Source organism: Arthrobacter sp. RT-1 (assembly GCF_003367205.1).
Taxonomy (GTDB): domain Bacteria; phylum Actinomycetota; class Actinomycetes; order Actinomycetales; family Micrococcaceae; genus Arthrobacter.
This window is the reverse complement of record NZ_QRGQ01000038.1, coordinates 41,457-57,482: the sequence shown is the minus strand read 5'-3', so window position 1 is coordinate 57,482 and position 16,026 is coordinate 41,457. Positions and strand designations below refer to the sequence as shown.

At 65.2% G+C, this 16,026-nt stretch carries 15 protein-coding genes; 7 read left to right on the top strand and 8 right to left on the bottom strand.

Annotated elements, in window-relative coordinates:
• Positions 1-555: type 1 glutamine amidotransferase domain-containing protein (locus DXK94_RS18150; RefSeq protein ID WP_147294404.1), on the bottom strand; the 555-nt coding region annotated here is incomplete at its 3' end.
• Positions 556-714: 159 nt separating this feature from the next.
• Here DXK94_RS18150 and DXK94_RS18145 point away from each other — a divergent pair.
• The gene (locus tag DXK94_RS18145) at positions 715-1,611 is read left to right on the top strand and encodes a ketopantoate reductase family protein (RefSeq protein WP_115526001.1); all 897 of its coding nucleotides are present in this window, start codon (positions 715-717) and stop codon (positions 1,609-1,611) included.
• A gap of 116 nt (positions 1,612-1,727) precedes the next feature.
• Here DXK94_RS18145 and DXK94_RS18140 read toward each other — a convergent pair whose 3' ends face one another.
• From DXK94_RS18140 to DXK94_RS18130, 3 genes are all read right to left on the bottom strand, one after another.
• Complete coding sequence (locus DXK94_RS18140) at positions 1,728-3,548, bottom strand: calcineurin-like phosphoesterase family protein (protein WP_258868605.1); 1,821 nt, start codon at positions 3,546-3,548, stop codon at positions 1,728-1,730.
• Between the two features lie 199 nt (positions 3,549-3,747).
• A complete protein-coding gene (locus DXK94_RS18135) occupies positions 3,748-5,124 on the bottom strand; it encodes an FAD-binding oxidoreductase (protein WP_181884873.1) in 1,377 nt (458 codons plus the stop codon).
• A 382-nt stretch (positions 5,125-5,506) separates the two neighbouring features.
• The gene (locus tag DXK94_RS18130) at positions 5,507-7,048 is read right to left on the bottom strand and encodes a sodium:alanine symporter family protein (RefSeq protein ID WP_115525999.1); all 1,542 of its coding nucleotides are present in this window, start codon (positions 7,046-7,048) and stop codon (positions 5,507-5,509) included.
• A gap of 226 nt (positions 7,049-7,274) precedes the next feature.
• On the opposite strand from DXK94_RS18130, the gene DXK94_RS18125 reads away from it, so the two are divergent.
• The 4 genes from DXK94_RS18125 to DXK94_RS18110 are packed head-to-tail and all read left to right on the top strand — an operon-like array spanning position 7,275 to position 10,928.
• Entirely contained in the window at positions 7,275-7,904 is a 630-nt protein-coding gene (locus DXK94_RS18125) for a hypothetical protein (RefSeq protein ID WP_115525998.1), read from the top strand.
• Positions 7,905-7,907: 3 nt separating this feature from the next.
• On the top strand, positions 7,908-8,798 hold the full coding sequence (locus DXK94_RS18120) for a potassium channel family protein (RefSeq protein WP_115525997.1): 891 nt from the start codon (positions 7,908-7,910) through the stop codon (positions 8,796-8,798).
• Between the two features lie 26 nt (positions 8,799-8,824).
• Complete coding sequence (locus DXK94_RS18115) at positions 8,825-10,411, top strand: serine hydrolase (RefSeq protein ID WP_115526006.1); 1,587 nt, start codon at positions 8,825-8,827, stop codon at positions 10,409-10,411.
• Between the two features lie 4 nt (positions 10,412-10,415).
• The gene (locus tag DXK94_RS18110; RefSeq protein WP_115525996.1) at positions 10,416-10,928 is read left to right on the top strand and encodes an isoprenylcysteine carboxylmethyltransferase family protein; all 513 of its coding nucleotides are present in this window, start codon (positions 10,416-10,418) and stop codon (positions 10,926-10,928) included.
• A gap of 77 nt (positions 10,929-11,005) precedes the next feature.
• Here DXK94_RS18110 and DXK94_RS18105 read toward each other — a convergent pair whose 3' ends face one another.
• Both DXK94_RS18105 and DXK94_RS18100 read right to left on the bottom strand, forming a co-directional pair.
• Positions 11,006-11,326 (bottom strand): GYD domain-containing protein, encoded by a 321-nt coding sequence (locus tag DXK94_RS18105; protein ID WP_079598516.1) that lies wholly within the window; start codon positions 11,324-11,326, stop codon positions 11,006-11,008.
• Positions 11,327-11,573: 247 nt separating this feature from the next.
• Complete coding sequence (locus tag DXK94_RS18100; RefSeq protein WP_115525995.1) at positions 11,574-11,801, bottom strand: hypothetical protein; 228 nt, start codon at positions 11,799-11,801, stop codon at positions 11,574-11,576.
• A 503-nt stretch (positions 11,802-12,304) separates the two neighbouring features.
• On the opposite strand from DXK94_RS18100, the gene DXK94_RS18095 reads away from it, so the two are divergent.
• Positions 12,305-12,781 carry a hypothetical protein gene (locus DXK94_RS18095; protein ID WP_115525994.1) on the top strand — a complete coding sequence of 159 codons (477 nt, stop codon included), beginning with the start codon at positions 12,305-12,307 and terminating at the stop codon, positions 12,779-12,781.
• A gap of 195 nt (positions 12,782-12,976) precedes the next feature.
• The gene (locus tag DXK94_RS18090; protein WP_115525993.1) at positions 12,977-13,765 is read left to right on the top strand and encodes a DUF2382 domain-containing protein; all 789 of its coding nucleotides are present in this window, start codon (positions 12,977-12,979) and stop codon (positions 13,763-13,765) included.
• A 620-nt stretch (positions 13,766-14,385) separates the two neighbouring features.
• Here the strand turns inward: DXK94_RS18090 and DXK94_RS18085 are convergent.
• Together DXK94_RS18085 and DXK94_RS18080 are read right to left on the bottom strand one after the other, a co-directional pair.
• Positions 14,386-15,180, bottom strand: coding sequence for an alpha/beta fold hydrolase (locus DXK94_RS18085; RefSeq protein ID WP_115525992.1), 795 nt, complete (start codon positions 15,178-15,180; stop codon positions 14,386-14,388).
• A gap of 61 nt (positions 15,181-15,241) precedes the next feature.
• On the bottom strand, positions 15,242-15,874 hold the full coding sequence (locus tag DXK94_RS18080; protein WP_115525991.1) for a dihydrofolate reductase family protein: 633 nt from the start codon (positions 15,872-15,874) through the stop codon (positions 15,242-15,244).
• Positions 15,875-16,026 lie beyond the last annotated feature (152 nt).

The following is a 16,026-nucleotide window of genomic DNA, read 5'->3' as shown; positions in this document are numbered from 1 at the left end:
GTGGGTGGCGCCCTGTTCCTCAAGCCGGTCTGCCAGGAAGAACGGAATGACCTTGTCCTTGCCTGCGGCGACCTCCTCGTCGTTGGTGAAGGCGGCCACCCTCCGGCCCTCGACGAGGCGAAGCCCGTTCTCCAGTTCCACGTTCAGCAGGCCGGCGGGTCCGTGGCAGACCGCACCCACCAAGCCGCCGTTGTTGTAGACGCGGGCCACCAGGCTCTGCAGGCCTTCGCTGTCAGGGAAGTCCCACATGGTGCCGTGGCCGCCCACGAGGTAGACGGCGTCGTACTGGTCCGGATCAACAACGTCGACGCGGGCGGTGTTGTAGAGGCCGGCGCGCGTGGTCTCATCCTCCGTGAAGGCAACCTGGATGGGATCTTTCGAGTCCACCTCGTCGCGCGGGGGCTGGCCGCCCTGGATGGACGCAAAGTCGACGAAGTGCCCGGAATCCTTGAACACTTTCCAGGGATGTGCGGCTTCGGCCACGTTGTAGCCGGTCTTCTCCCCCGTATCGCCGATCTCGGAAACGCTGGTCAGTACCATGAGGATTTTCTTCATGAAGTGCTCCTTTCGTCCGACTCCCACCCTACGCCCGGCCCGCTCGGTGGGTGGCTCTGCTGAAACGGCCTAGCCTTGGAGCAGCGGAAACAAAGCCTCGGCCGTCCTGGGCTTCTGAATCCGGTCACTAATGTCGAACCAACCGGAAGGTGCCCACCCATGCGGATCCTCGTCGTCGGAGCCGGAGCAACAGGCGGGGCGTTCGGTACGCTCCTGCAGGAAGCGGGACGGGATGTCACGTACCTGGTGCGGCCGCGCAAGCAGGAGGTCCTCCGCCGCGACGGGCTGCGCTTCGTCTCCCCCACCGCTGACCGGACACACCCGGTGAAAACCATCACCGCCCCGGACGGGTCAGAGGTCTTCGACCTGATCCTCGTCACGGTCAAAGCCACCGCGTTCGAGGGCGTACTCGGCGAGATCGGCGCCTTCGTCGGGCCCGGAACCACCATCGTTCCAATCCTCAACGGCATGGCCCACGTGGACCGGCTTGAGCAGCAGTACCCGGGGCAGGTGCTGGGCGGCCTGGCCCGGATCGTCGCCACGCTCGACGGCGACGTGGTCCGCCAGCAGGTGCCCCTGACCTCCCTCATGGTGGGCGGGCTGAACGGAAACCCTGTCTCTCCAGAGGTTTCCGAAGCTCTGGACGTGCCCGGCGTCGACTTCTCAGTAGTGGACGACGTAGTAGGCGCACTGTGGGATAAGTGGGCCTTCATCGCGGCCGCGGGAATCGTCAACTGCCTGTTCCGGGCACCGGTGGGACGGATCCTCGACGCCGGCGGGCAGTCCAGGATCCTGGAGGCCATCAGCGAAACCGAAGCAGTGGCAGCAGCGGCGGGGCATCCCGTTTCCGACGCCGCTCACGCACAGGCCGTCGGCATACTCACCGAGCCGGGCTCGGCCTTCACTTCCTCCCTCTACCGGGACCTCACCGCAGGGCTGCCCTCCGAAGCGGAGCACATCCTCGGCGACCTCGCGCGCCGGGCCCGCGACCTCAACGTCCCGACGCCGCTGCTGGACCTCACGCTCATCCAGATCAGGGCCGGCCTCCCGCGCTGAGTGCGGAAAAGCCCTGGCACGTACCTCGTGCCAGGGCTTTTCCGTGTCCGCTAGCCAGCCGGACTACGTGCAGTGGTAATCACCAGGGGTTTCGACAGGCTCAACCACCGGAGGCTTTATCCGGCGACCTGGAAGGTCAGGGTCTCGGTGAAGGTCCGGCCGTAGACGTCCGTGGCGGTGACCGTGGCGGTGTGCTCGCCGGCTGCCAGGTCGGCGGGCAGCTGCAGCCGCCACAGGTGCATCATGCGGTCGGCCAGGCTTCCGCCGTTGACCAGCTGCTCCTGGACGGCAACCGGGTCGGACCATTCAGCGCCGACCAGCTGGCCTTCGCCCTGCATCTGCTGGGTGCGGACCGCCTCAACTGCCTGGCCGCCGTCGAGCTGTACCTCCACGGTGGAGCCGGTGCTGCCCATCCAGAAGTTGCTGGTCAGCCAGGTGGTGTTGGCGAGGTCGTCGCGGGAGACGGTCAGCGGGCCGGTGAACTCGGGGGCGCTGCCCTTGTTCGCGAGGTTCTGGGCGTACCACTCGCGGTAGCGCGGGGTGTTCAGGCCCAGCGACATCTGCAGTGACTCGTCCTCGCCCCGGACCGTGAAGCGCTCCTGGAACTCGGTGTTTTTGATGTCCAGCGTCAGCACGCCCGGCAGGCCGCCGTCGCGCTGGTAAGCGAGCGGGTAGCCCTCGGCGGTTTGGCGTCCGGAGTACCAGTCACCGGAGATGGCGCCGGCGGTGATGTGGGTGAACGGCAGGGCGTCGATGCCAAACAGTTCGGACCAGCCTGCCAGGGAGTCGCCTTCGCGGAGGTTCTCGATGCTGTGGGTGTGTCCGCCCAGCGCAACCACCTCACGGCCTTCGAGGATCTTGTAGATCTCCTTGACCTGTTCCACCTGGTGCTTGCTGCTGCCCTGGTCGGCGTAATCGAGCAGCGGGATGTGTGCCGCGAGGACGATCAGCTGGTTCTGCGGTACCTGGGCGATGTCGTTGCGCAGCCATTCCAGCTGCTGCTCATCCAGCGAACCGGTGTAGTCGCCCTTGGCGGCCGGAAGCTTGGTGGGGAATTCCACGGTGTTCAAGGCCACGACGTGTGCCTTGCCGGCGTCATAGGAGTAGTACTCCGGACCCAGGTTGGCCTTGAAGGTGTCGAACGTGTGCTCGCTGCTGGTGGCATCAAAGTCAAGGTCGTGGTTGCCGGGCAGGAAACGGGCCGGGCCGTTCAGCATGCCGGCCAGTTCCCTGGTCTGCGGGTAGAGCGAGAGGTCGTCGCCCACCACGTCTCCGATGAACAGGGCGCCGCAGCCTGCATAGTCCGTCCGCGCGGCCAGGTCGGCGAAGGCGCCGGTGCGGGCGTATCCCACCTCGTCCTGATCGTAGGTCTGGACGTCGCCGCCGATGACGCAGTGCTGTTCCGGCGACTGGGTCAGGCCGCTCTTGGCCAGCGGGAAGTTCACCTGGTCCGGCAGCTCTCCGGTCGGCTCGATACCGCCGAACTTCAGCTCCGGGGAACCGGCCGGCAGATGGTGGTAGAAGAACTGGGCCACGTTGTCCCCGTCCACCGGAACCTGGTAGCCGCGGGGCTGGGTCACGAAGACGGTCATGTTGTCGAAGGCCGGCAGCTCGTAGCGGCCCTGGCTGTCCGTTGTCGTGACGTCACGCCCATTGGACACGGTCACTGCCGCCAGGCCGCGCTCGTTTCCGTCCTGCACGGAGTCCTGGTCATCGTCCACGAAGGCGACGCCGTCGATCACCTGCTGGTTCTCGTCAGGCCCTTCGACGACGTTGACGCTGCCGCGGTAGGCGGTGGCGTCCCAGTCGGCAGGCTCGGCGGCGTTGCCGGCGGAAGGGTTCATCAGGGACGCTGCGGCGATGACGGCCAGGGTGCTGGCGGTCAGCGCCAACGGCCTGGCGGGATGGAACTTGGACGGTCTGGCAATCAGGTACACGAAGGTCCTCCGGGTCGAGTGAATGCTGCCGGCCGTTCCAGCCGGCGCATCCACCCTCACAGGACCAGGTAAACGGTTACCCACGGGTAGGCCACGGCAAGTGGACGTACACGTAACCACTCGTAAAGCGGCAGGACCCGCCCAAGCTGCCTGCCGCCGTCGGACCCGCTCTGAGGTGAGGGAACGCTGTTCCCCTGTTTCAGGCCGCGGGTTTGATGTTCTGGTTGACATGGAACAGGTTGCCGGGATCGTACTTCGCCTTGATCCTGGCCAGCCTGGCGTAGTTGCCGCCGTAGTTGTCCTCGATGCTGGACTGGTCGTCGGCATCAAGGAAGTTGACGTAGCCCCCGCCGGCTCCATAGGGATGCAGGGCCTGGTGGTAGTCCTTGACCCATCTCGTGTTGGCCGCGTTGTCCTCAGGGGACTCCCACATTCCGGCGATGGCTACCGAGAAGTTGGCATCCCGGTAAGGAAAGGCAGTCTCATCCTGTCCCACACGTTGCGCCGCACCGTTAATCGGATAGAAATGATTGGCGGTCTGGGGACTGGGCACCCCGGCTCCGAACTTCCGGGCGACACCGATCACATCGTCGCTCAGCTCCGGAAGGAACTCCGCCTTCCAATATGCCTGTAGGCCCTTCGGGAGCATCGGGTCGAACAACGTGTTGAGCACCGGGTACGGGAGCGGGCCGACAAAAGACCCTGCTACCGGGGCGACCTCCAGGAACTGCTGCCATTGCCGCTCGCCTTCATCGTGGGGACCGGTCCAGCCGCCCACCACAACCACCACAGGTTTGCCGTGGTGCTCCTCCGGTAGGAAGGGAACCGGCGGGCCCTGGTGGAATCCGAGGAAGATGCCCATGTCTTCGGGAGCTGTGGCGATGTAGTCCCGGTACAGCTGCCCAACAGCCTCGGCGTGCTCGAGCAGGTAGATCACCACACCGCCGTAGACCACGTCCACCGGATGCAGGGTGAATTCCAAGGACGTGACCGCGCCGAAGTTTCCGGTGCCGCCGCGTAGCGCCCAGAAGAGATCGTCGTTCTCGGTGGCGCTGGCCGTGAGAAACTTCCCGTCCGCGGTGACCACGTCCGCGGATATGAGGTTGTCGCAGGACAGGCCGTGCTTGCGGGCGAGGTAGCCAATGCCGCCGCCCAGCGTCAGTCCGGCAACACCTGTGGATCCGATAATGCCGCCGGTTGTTGCCAGGCCGAACGCGTTTGTGGCGTGGTTGAAGTCGGCCCAGGTGGTGCCTGCCTCGGCCCGGGCCGTCCGGGCAGCAGGATCCACCCGGACGCCCGTACGGTCCGCGAAGTCCAGCACCAGGCCGCCGTCGCAGGTTCCGAAGCCGGGGGCGCTGTGACCACCGCCCCGAAGCGCGAGGTCCATGCCGTTGTCGCGGGCAAAATTCACGCCGGCGATGACGTCCGCGACTTGCGACACCCGCAGTATGGCTGCGGGGCGTTTGTCGATCATGCCGTTATAGACGGTCCGTGACGCGTCGTACTGGGGGTGGTCTGAAGTGATGACGTGGCCCCGGACTTTGTCCTGCAGGGCCTGGAATCCGTTGTTGTCCATGGAGACTTCCATTCGCCCCGAGCATGGCCGCTCGGGGACTTGGCACGGCATCCCCCGGCCGTGCGGGTCCTTCATGATGCAGCCGCTGCGGTCCCGGAAGAGTCCGGGAACAGGCCTGGCGGCCCTGAAGCAGCGGCGGAGACCGGATGCGCCGGTGCTGCATGCAGGTGGCATGCAGCACCGGCGTGATTCTCGAATATGCGCCTGCCGGCGACGCTGCCGGGCGAAGCTTGGGACACCCTTGGGCCGACGACTAACCGTAAGCTACGCCTGCCCGTTTTCAAGGTCAAGAAGCGGTAGGAAAAGGTACGTCCCGGCATGGGTGGCCGGGACGATGCGGACCGTGCGCCGCGGGAACGGCGCGGCGCACGGTCTACTCGTGCTAGATCCGCGCGGTTTCCTTCTCGCGGTCGGCCTTCTTGTAGGACTCCCAGAAGGTGGCCCCCGTGATGCTGAGGGGCTGCGGGTCGAAGACGGGGTCGAGGCCGAGCTTCTGCTGCCGCTCGAAGTCCTTGAGGGCCTTGAGCGCGGGCTTCTGCAGGATCAGGATGCCCACGATGTTCAGCCAGGCCATCAGCCCGACGCCGATATCGCCCATCACCCACGCATCGGCGGCGGTGTTCACGCAACCGTAGGCAGCGGCGACGAGGATGGCCATCTGCAGGGCGATGGTGGTGGCGCGGCCGAGGCTGGTCCGGAGGCCGGGGATCACCCTGGCCGACGAGTTGCCCAGGAGGAAGCGCAGGTTGGTCTCGGCCATGTAGTAGTACGCGATGACGGTGGTCAGGCAGAAGAAGATCAGCGTGACGGCGATGAACGCGGCGCCGACGCCGGGGAACACGGAGTCGAATCCGGCCTGCACATACTGGGGTCCGACGACGGCCGAGGCGGACAGCAGACCGCCTTCGGCGAGGATCTCACCGTCTTCACTGCCGCCGGAGAAGACGCGGTAGGCGCCGGTGGAGAGGATCAGGAAGCCGGTGGCCGAGCAGACGAACAGCGTGTCGATGTACACCGCGAAGGCCTGGACGAGGCCCTGCTTGGCCGGGTGCGAGACTTCGGCTGCGGCGGCGGCGTGCGGGCCCGTTCCCTGGCCGGCCTCGTTGGAGTAGACGCCGCGCTTGACGCCCCACATCACGGCCAGGCCGATGATGGCGCCGAGGGCCGAATCCATGCCGACGGCGCTGCGGAACACCAGCGAGAGGATCTCCGGCAGCTGGGCGGCGTTGATGACGACGACGATCAGGGCGAGGATGATGTAGCCGGCGGCCATGAACGGCACCACGAAGGCGGCGACGCTGGCGATGCGCTTTATGCCGCCCATGACCACAAGTGCCAGGAGGATGACCGAGCCGACGGCAACAATCCACGGCTCGAGGGCCCAGGCGCCGCTGATCGCGGTGGCCATGGAGTTGGTCTGGACACCCGGCATCAGAACGCCGCAGGCAAGGACGGTCACGGCCGCGAAGACGTAGCCGTAGACCTTAAAGAAACCGGCACCCTTGGTGTGTGCGAACCCGCGGGAGAAGTAGTAGGCCGGGCCGCCGCGGTACTCGCCGGTCAGCGGATCACGGGTCTTGTAGATCTGGCCGAGGGTGGACTCGATGAACGACGTGGACGCGCCCAGGAAGGCGACCGCCCAGATCCAGAACAGGGCGCCCGGTCCTCCGAAGGCGATCGCGGTGGCGACGCCGGCGACGTTGCCGGTGCCGACGCGGCCGGACAGGGACATGGCCAGGGCCTGGAACGAGGAGACGCCGGAGGCGGACTTCTCGCCGTGAACGAGCTGCTGGAACATCCCCTTAACGTGCCGGACCTGCAGGAAACGTGTTCGGATGGAGAAGTAGACTCCGGTGGCGAGGCAGAGATAGACGAGCCAGTCGCTCCAGATCACGTTATTGATGGCTGATAAGGCATCGCTCATAAGTGTGGGTTCCCTCCATGAAGAGCGTAGGGGATGCGTTTGGTGCTGCGCGGCGTCGGTCGACGCGATGTGGCGCACCACACCAAAACCTGTGAAGCCTCTCACAAAGAGTTATTCCAGTCCATTTGGCTTCCCGGTGGGGGCTCTTGTACCTGCTGGTGCTCAGGCCTACCTTCGTTACATGAGCTGGCTGCTTCGTGGAGGGACCCGAACTGCGGGTGCTGTCATGACTGCAGGGTCCGCGTCTTTTCTTGCCGGGGCCTTCATGCCTGTCTCGCGTGTTTACGTGGAACGGGAACGGCAACGCAAACTTGAGATTTTGCTGGCGAACCCCGTGCAGTGGAGGGCGCAGACTGTGTTGCTCGGCGCGGGCACAATTGTGCTGCCTGCCGGTGTGGCGGTGCTCGCCGGAGAGTGGGACCGGGGACGCGCGGGTGGCGAACAGGAACGACTGGCAGGGCGGCGGCTCGCCCAAGCCGGCGCAGTCCTCCTGGCCGGTGGAGCTGCCGTCTTCCCTGTGGACCTGGCAGCCCGGTTCACCGACCCCGAGGGCTTCGCGCTGGGGCGGCAGCCCGAGTGGCCATTTTATGGGTACGTGTGGGTGAGCCTGGCGGGGATGGCGGCCCTTGGCGGCGCCCTGCTCCAGCGGTCCCGCACGCACGCCGGTTTTCCGCGCTGGCCCGGCTGGCTGAATCTCGGTGGTGCGGCAACCTTCGCCGGCGTGCTGGCCAGCACTGGCGACCTTCCGCCCCTGTCCATTTACTGCATCGAATTGGCCACCGGGATTGCGCTGGTTCTTCGGGGCGGCCAACGGCAGCCATCAGGGGATACGGGCCAACCGCCGCCACTAAAATAAGGCATGGACATCGCGGATACGCTCTGGACGGTGCTGGGGGCCGGGCTGATTCTCTTGATGCTCGCGGACGTCTTCCACACCCTCCTGTATCCGCACGACTCCGGTCCCACCGGGCGCGCGATCATGCGGGGAATCTGGCTGCTGACGAAAAAAGTCCGGGGCCGGGCATCCTCCGTTGCGGCGCCCCTGGCCATGGCCGCCGTGATCGCAACCTGGGCGAGCCTGGCCGCCGTCGGCTGGGCCCTGCTGTACCTGCCCCACCTGCCGGACGGCTTTGTGTACGGGACCGGTGTTCCGCAGCGGGCCGATTTTGCCGAAGCCCTCTACATCTCGCTCGTCACTCTTTCCACTGTGGGGTTCGGCGAAATCGTGGCTGCCAGTCCGCTGCTCCGGCTGGTCTCCGCCCTGCAGGCCGTGACCGGCTTCGGGCTGCTGACCGCCACGGTCTCCTGGATCCTGCAGACCTACCCTGCCCTGAACCGGCGACGGGCTCTGGCCCACCAGCTGAACCTGTTCCGGGAGGCGGCCGGCCCTGATGGTGTAGCGGCACTGGAACCCGCCCATGCAGCCGGACTGCTGGAGTCGCTGGCCCGGAACGTAGCGACCGTGGGGATAGACCTGTTGGCGTTCCACGAAACCTACTATTTCCGCGAAGTGGACCAGCGGAGCTCCCTGCCTGCCACGCTTGCCTACGCCCAGCAGCTGGCATCGGACGCCGAACGGAGCAAAAGCCGGGAACTCCAGTTCGCCGGACGGATGCTGCACGCGGCACTGGATGGGCTCGCGGACGTCCTCCGCGGCAAATTCGGCCATGCCGGAACCACCTCCTCCGACGTGTTCGACAGCTACGAGCTGCACCACCGCCACCGGCGGGAGGGGGAACCGGACCGGTGACGCCGTCAGCCGAGGCAGGTGCGGGCGTGCGAAGAAGCTCCCGGTTTTCGCGTTGGTTCCTGTTGTGCCTCCTGGCTGTTGCCGTTCTCTTACGTCCTTTCGAACACGCCGCCGCCGTCGTCCCCCAGGCCCCGCCCGCCGTCGTCCCTGACCAACAGACTTATGAAGCAGTAGATGCCTTCCTGCAGGAACAAATGGCCGCGATCGGGCTCCCGGGCGCCGCCGTCGTCGTCGTTCAGGACGGGGTCCCGGTGCATGCCGCCGCCTACGGCAGCGCCGACAACTCGGGCCGTCCGATGACCGTCGACACCCCGGTACTGCTGGCCTCCACCAGCAAGTCCCTCACGGCCATCGCCGTAATGCAGCAGGTGGAGGCCGGCCGGCTCCGCCTGGACGAACCCGTCCGGACCTACCTGCCGTGGTTCACCCTGCAGGACAGCCGCGCGTCCGCGATCACCGTCCGGCACCTGCTGCACCAGGCCAGCGGCATGGCGTCCAAGGACACTGCCTTCGAAGGCTCCTTCGCGCAGCACCCGCAGGCCCTCGAAGAAGGCGTCCGGGACCTCGCTGATTCCCCGCTGGCGGGAGTCCCGGGTGCTGCCTTCGGCTACGCCAACGCCAACTTCAACGTCCTGGGCCTCCTGGTTCAGACGGTCTCCGGGCAGCCGTTCGGGGACTACATGCGCCAGCATGTTTTTGACCCCCTGGACATGAGCCATAGCCATGCGACCCGCGCTGCTGCCCTTGCGGATGGTGCCGCCGCCGGCCACTCGCTGTGGTTCGGCACTTTCTGGCAGCAGACGGAGGTGCCCGCGCCGACCACCGGGATGCCGTCGAGCACCATGTACGCCTCGGCGAATGACCTGGGCCGGGAGCTCAGCATGCTGCTGGACGAGGGGCAGTACCGGGACGGGCGCATCCTTCAGCCCGACAGCGTCCGGGCCATGCTCAAGCCCGGGGTCCGGGTTGACGGGTCAAAGATGTACGCGATGGGGTGGTTCACCCGTCCGCTTGTTGAATCCGTCCCTGCCGCGGAGGCCGCCGACAATGCCTCCTTGCCGTTGCTCGCAGAGCACCAGGGCGAGTGGGGCAACAGCCATACGTACCTGGCGATGGTTCCCTCCACCAGGCTGGGCGTCGCACTGGTCATCAACGCGAACGACACCTCGGCTCCCTCCCGGCTCAAGGCCATCGACACGAACATACTGCGGATCCTCCACGGCCAGCAGCCCATTCCCGCCGTCGTCCAGGAGGACTGGCTGCAGCGCTACAGCTGGGCGGTCGCGCTGGGGCTGCTGGTGGCGGAACTGCTGAGCCTGTGGCTGGCACTTGGCGTGTTGCTGCGGAGCGGTGGAACGTACGACGGCGGCGGGAGGCTTCCGCTGTTGGCGGCGGGTTTGGCGGCGCTCGCTCTCGACGCCTTCGCCCTGTGGCTCTGCTTCATCTACGCACCCGCCCGGTTCGACACCGGCCTGCTGGTCATCATCCGCCAGTTCCCGGACGTCGGCGTCTCGCTGGTGCCGGTGCTCGGGCTGGCCATCCTGTGGGCTGTTCCGCGGACGGTGTGGCTGCTCATCCGGGCACTGCGCCCTGGCCCGCACGGCGTAACCTGAAACCATGGCGGCGGGTGTCAGTTCTGTTCATACCCTGGAGGCGCGGCTGAAGTCGGCCTACGACAACCTGCCCCTGCCGGCGCCCGTCGTGGCCGCGATGGCTCTCGATCTCGTCCTTGCCAGGTTCCGTCCCCTGCCGCTCCCCGGCTCACGCGCCGTTCACAGCATGGCGGGGACTGGACTGGTGATCGCCGGAGTCGGACTCAATGCCTGGGCCCTGGCTGAACGCCGGCGGCGCTCGGCGGGCCGCTTCGAGCTGGAGCGGCCGGAGGATCTGGTGGTCACAGGCCCCTATGCGATGACCCGCCATCCCATGTACGTGGGCTGGTGGCTCATTCAACTCGGCGCGGGAGTCCTGGCCGGTTCGTCCTGGGTCCTCGTGCTGCTGCCGGCCGAGGTGCTGGTGGAGCACCGCTTTGTCGTCGGCGAAGAAGCTGCCCTCGCGGAGCTCTTTCCGCAGTCCTACCCCGGCTACGCGGAAAGGGTTCCACGCTATCTGGGGCTCCCCCGCGCGTAGGCGCCTTCGCCTCCAAACCCAGCGGGCCGCCGTCGTAATTCACGACGGCGGCCCGCTGGCTTTGGCGCCGGGCTCCCCTACTGCCCCGGCGCCCGGTAGGACGGCGTCTTCTTGGCGGCGTTGTCGAGGTCTTCCACGGTCAGGAGCGGCTTCAGGCGGACGTTGACGTTCCCCGTCGAGTTGATCAGCAGCGACAGCGCTGCGGCGCTTGCATCGTCCGGCGCTTCAAAAACACCCAGGACGTCGTAGTAACCAAAGGCGTAGTAGAAGCTCTCCAGTGAGCCTCCTACCGAGCCGAGGGCCTCCACCAGTGCGTCACGCCGCGCGGTGCCGCCTTCCTTCATCAGCCCTTTGATGCCCTGGCCCACGTACGTCGCTTCAAACAGATACTTTGGCATGGTCTTTTCCCTTTCCTGCATCTTCATCCCGGTTGTCGCCGCAGGAACTTCATACCGGCCCTGAGGACACCGTTGTAGCAGGGCCGAAGTGGCACGGATGCGGCGCCTCACTCGGTGATAACGGGGTGAATGCCCCGCTAGCGCAGACGCTATTCCTCGGGTTAAGGGCAGTCAATATGCTGGGGATACCCAATGCCCGGCACCTTCACTGTGGCCAATCCTGCAGAGACGAAGCAGCGGGGGCAGGCTACGGCTCAGCCCGGGTCAAGAGCCATGCTGCGTCCATGTCCGGCTTGGGCTTTGACCGGCGAACCTTCCGCACCAGGACGATGAACGGCAGGAGCAGCAATTGGAGAACACCGGCTGCAATCAACAGCACAACGATGAGGACGACGATGGGTAAGTACAGCATGAACACGCCGGCAAGGGTGGCAAAGTACCCGAAAGTGAACCCGATAATTGTTCCGGTATCCATGTCTACCCCCAAGAACTAATTACCGTGAACCGGATGAAGCTTAATGATTGTTTGTTGTCGGCGGTGCGACGCTTGGCAGGGCCCTCCATGTGCGGACTTTCCTGACGCCCGGCATGCGGTGCCGAGCTGAATGGTGCCCGGTTATTGGGCGCACTCGGCGCCAAGGCCTGTATGCGAGTTCACTGTTCTGGCCGGAGGGAGGGGCAGCCGAAGCCACCACCGACGACCCTTTCCGGCGGCGCCGCAAGCGTAGGAGTACGAAGACCGTTAATCCCACCCAAGCGAAAGCTGCACCGAAGATTAGGACTACTGAAGGGATCGTACCCATGCCTGAGTTTAGGCCCGAAACAGGCTGCAGTCCTTACCTGTTTTCTGAGTGCTGGCTACTCGTGATACCCCGTCGGTACCTACTGCGCAGGTCTTCCAGTCCGAGCCAAATACCCTTTCTTCTGTCACGCCGCCGGCCGTAGGCTATGGGCATCCATCCCACACAGGAGGCACCCATGCGTACGGCAGAACCCATGACTGAAACCGAGCAGCTCCACCATCTTCTGGAAAACCTCACCACCCGTCTGGCCAGGGGCAAGGAATGGGCCACGCCCGGCGTGCAGGCTGCTCTGCAAAGAGCGGTGGCCGGCCTGGATACCGGCATCGAAACTGCGTCCCCGCGCCTGCAAATGCTTCTGCGCGCGCTGGCGGACGAGCTTGCAGGCGGTGTGGAGACGCTGACTCCCCGGGTGCGGGAACAGTTGAAGCGTGTTGGGCCGAAAGCCACTGCCGAGGTCCCGGTGGAAGCGGGTCGGTCGGCAGCCAGGACATTGTGGTGGCTCGGCGCGATGCTGCTCGCGGCGGGGGCCGGAGTGGGCGTGTGGCGCTCCTTGCAGGCATCAGGGGAAGAGTCTGTGCCCTCGCTAACTGTGCAGGAGACCGGCAGCAAGAGTTCTGATGATGACCCCGAGCTCGCCGCTGGCCGGATATAAGGGCTTCGTACGCGGGGCGCACCAGAATAGTTCCGCCGCCGCAAAGCCGGGCAGGTGTTGAAGAAAGTCTCCGCAGGGCCCGCCGAGCAACTGCGCGACCTTTTGAGGTGAGCGGCTTGCCAGATCAATAGTAAGCGTGCTTAGTATTGATCTGGCGCAAAGCCAAAGGCCCTGAAATCAATCCAAGGAGACACCATGTTCGCCAAGGAAAACATTGACACCCTGCTCAACGCCGGCGGTAACGTCCTGAGTGCTGACGGGGACAAGATCGGTTCCATCGGCCAGGTCTACGCCGATGATGAGACAGGCCAGCCCTCCTTCGTCACTGTAAAGACCGGGCTTTTCGGTACGTCCCAATCGTTCGTCCCGCTGGAAGGTGCCCGCACTGAGGGCAACGACATTGTTGTGCCTTACGGCAAGGACCAGGTCAAGGATGCACCGCGGGTCGCTGAAGACGGCCATCTGGAACCGGCCGAGGAAGAACGGCTGTACACCTACTACAACCTCGGTGGTGGTACCTCCTACAGCGGGACCCCTTCCCGGACCGGCACAGCCGACACCGGCGAAAGGACGGGCACCGTGGGCCATGACACCTCCGGCCCAACGACTGATGATGCAATGACCCGGTCGGAAGAGCAGCTCCGCGTCGGCACCGAAAAGCAGGCCGCAGGCAGGGCCCGGCTTCGCAAATACGTCACCACCGAGAACGTCACCAAGACCGTACCGGTGCAGCGTGAAGAAGTCAGGATCGAGCGCGAACCCATCACCGACGCGAACGTCGGCGCCGCGATGGATGGACCTGCGATCAGCGAGGAAGAACACGAAGTCATCCTCCACGAAGAACGCCCCGTGGTGGAAAAGGAGACCGTCCCTGTCGAACGGGTCCGCCTGGACAAGGCCACCGTGACCGAAAACGTCACCGTCAACGAGGAAGTCCGCAAGGAAAACATCGACACCGACGGAACCGGCGGCACCCGCCGCTAAACCAAGTTGTGCACAAGGGCCCGGGCACCAACCCCCGGGCCCTTTGCATGCCTTCCAGGCTGCAGGGCTCCCGCCGGGTTGGCAGAGCGAACCTTAAGAAACTGATGGACGATTTTCGGCTGCAAGTGCGGCCAGGTCCCGGATCAGCCGCTGGACTTCATGTTCCCGGCCTCTCCGGGGCGGGGTCAGTTGCACCGCGCACGGCCTTACCAGGCGGCTCTTAGGCGGAGCTGGAACAGGAGCGGACTTTCGCGGCTCCATTGACGGACGCGACTCCTTTGCCCCGCGCGGAATATCCATGCCCATACGTCCCCCTCGACGTAGTTGTTCTGCTGCCCTGTAAAAACACTTTAGGAAGCCAGAGGACCGGGCGGAAGCGCATATGTCCATCATCGGGATTTATTGTGCCGATCTTGAGCCTTCGCTGCGCCACGGGGCATCGGCGGGTCATCAAGCACCGGGTGCGGAGCCGGCGACGGCTGGGGGAGGCGTTCGTGGTCTCAGGCGAACGCCCACGTCGCCGGCTCCAGTTATCACCATATGACCCCTGCCTTCGGAGGACCCGAGTAATTGATACGCGTTTCGTGAACCCGAAGTACCTACCCAAAGGTTTGTGGCGGTTAATCGAGCGAACGAAGGAACGTCCTCACCTCGGCATTGAAGGCGTCGGCGGCCTCTATGTTGCTCAGGTGCCCGACTCCGGGGAGTACGACGAGCTGCGATGCGGGAATTTTCGTGTGCAGCTCCTTCCCGACCGCCAGCGGCGAGCGCGCGTCGAGGTCGCCATGCAGCACCAGCGTCGGGATGTCGATGTCAGGAAGGATGCCGCGAAGGTCGGCATCCGCCATCGCCCGGAGCATCGTCAAACTGGCTCGCGGGTGAATATCTGACATCAGCGCGAGTGTCTGTTCGGCCATTTCCCGCGGTGCAGACCCGGTGAGCATGCCGGGAAGGTACTTGGGCAGCCAGTCCGCGGGAGGCTGAGTGACGTCCTCACTGATCATCTGAACGCGCCGCTGCACCTCGTCGGCTGGCAAGGAGCCCGCCCAGCCGGCATAAGCCCCTGCCAAGATCAGGCTTCTGGGCACGCTCGGGTGTCGCCCATAGAGCGCCAAGGCAAGTGCTCCGCCGAACGACAGGCCAAGGACGTGCGGGCTAGGCAGGCCCAGCGCGTTCACGAACCCGGCCAGGGTGTCGGCGTAGTCGTCCATGGAGAAGGACTCAGGCGGGTCATCGGATCCTCCGCTGCCCGGAGCGTCCCACGCGACCAGATTGAACTCGTCACTGAGAGCGTCGAACTGCGGGCCCCAGGAGCGGCTGTCAAAACCAAAGCCCCCATGAAGAAGGATGAGGGGTTCGCCGGATCCCGCAACCCGATAGTTGATTTTGAGGCCGGACACGGTAACTGCGCCCATGTACGTAGCTTGGCATCCGGCGGCCAAGCCTGGCAACGCCGCCAGACGACGCTCCGGGCTGCTAGGTCTCGGTCCAGCTCTCTGCAGCTACCCCGTACTCCGGCCGGCCGGCGGGCCGGTACTTCTGGATGACGAGACCGCGGGATGTAGTGGACGACTCAAGCAGCTCTAGCTTGTAGTCCGGCCCGGACTCCGGGAACAGCCTGTTGCCCTGACCAACGACCACGGGATAGACAGTCAGGTCGATTTGGTCCACGAAGTCGTTGGCAAGCAACCAGCGGACGAGGGAGAGGCTGCCGGGCACAACCAGGTCGCCCTCCCCTTCCTCTTTCAGCTTCCGGATGTGTGATTCAATGTCACCGGTCAGGACAGTCGTCGGTTCCCACGCCGGCTGGGAAAGCGTGGTAGATACGACGTACTTCGGGCGGTTGTTCAGCGCCGCAGCGACCGGATCTTCCGTAGCGTCAGCCATCCCCGAACCCCAGGAACCGGCGAACACCTCGTACGTCCACTTGCCGAACAGGAATGCTGCGGCGTTCCCGTATACCTCGTTGAGGTAGTCGCGGGACTCGGGGTCCAGCAGCGGACCGGCCCAGCCCCCGCGTTCGAAGCCGCCTCGACGATCCTCATCGGGACCACCGAGGCCTTGCATGACGCCATCAACGGTGACGTTCATCGTGACTTTCAATTCCATTTCCTGCTCACTTTCTCCGGCGATAGGTACAGGTGCGGGATGAAGGCGGGACTGTGTCAGCCCGAACAGTTTCCATCCTGTGCTTGAGGCACCGCTACCTATGCTGTCCGTCTTCATGAAAAAGGTTTTTAGGGGGACTCCTGGCCCGCGCT

Excerpts from the sequence above, each read along its gene's own strand:
- DXK94_RS18085 (WP_115525992.1), bottom strand. The coding sequence starts at position 15,180 with ATGGGCGCAGTTACCGTGTCCGGCCTCAAAATCAACTATCGGGTTGCG.
- DXK94_RS18080 (WP_115525991.1), bottom strand. The coding sequence starts at position 15,874 with ATGGAATTGAAAGTCACGATGAACGTCACCGTTGATGGCGTCATGCAA.
- DXK94_RS18130 (WP_115525999.1), bottom strand. The coding sequence starts at position 7,048 with ATGAGCGATGCCTTATCAGCCATCAATAACGTGATCTGGAGCGACTGG.
- DXK94_RS18100 (WP_115525995.1), bottom strand. The coding sequence starts at position 11,801 with ATGGATACCGGAACAATTATCGGGTTCACTTTCGGGTACTTTGCCACC.
- DXK94_RS18120 (WP_115525997.1), top strand. The coding sequence starts at position 7,908 with ATGGACATCGCGGATACGCTCTGGACGGTGCTGGGGGCCGGGCTGATT.
- DXK94_RS18090 (WP_115525993.1), top strand. The coding sequence starts at position 12,977 with ATGTTCGCCAAGGAAAACATTGACACCCTGCTCAACGCCGGCGGTAAC.
- DXK94_RS18135 (WP_181884873.1), bottom strand. The coding sequence starts at position 5,124 with ATGGACAACAACGGATTCCAGGCCCTGCAGGACAAAGTCCGGGGCCAC.
- DXK94_RS18095 (WP_115525994.1), top strand. The coding sequence starts at position 12,305 with ATGCGTACGGCAGAACCCATGACTGAAACCGAGCAGCTCCACCATCTT.
- DXK94_RS18105 (WP_079598516.1), bottom strand. The coding sequence starts at position 11,326 with ATGCCAAAGTATCTGTTTGAAGCGACGTACGTGGGCCAGGGCATCAAA.
- DXK94_RS18145 (WP_115526001.1), top strand. The coding sequence starts at position 715 with ATGCGGATCCTCGTCGTCGGAGCCGGAGCAACAGGCGGGGCGTTCGGT.
- DXK94_RS18110 (WP_115525996.1), top strand. The coding sequence starts at position 10,416 with ATGGCGGCGGGTGTCAGTTCTGTTCATACCCTGGAGGCGCGGCTGAAG.
- DXK94_RS18125 (WP_115525998.1), top strand. The coding sequence starts at position 7,275 with ATGACTGCAGGGTCCGCGTCTTTTCTTGCCGGGGCCTTCATGCCTGTC.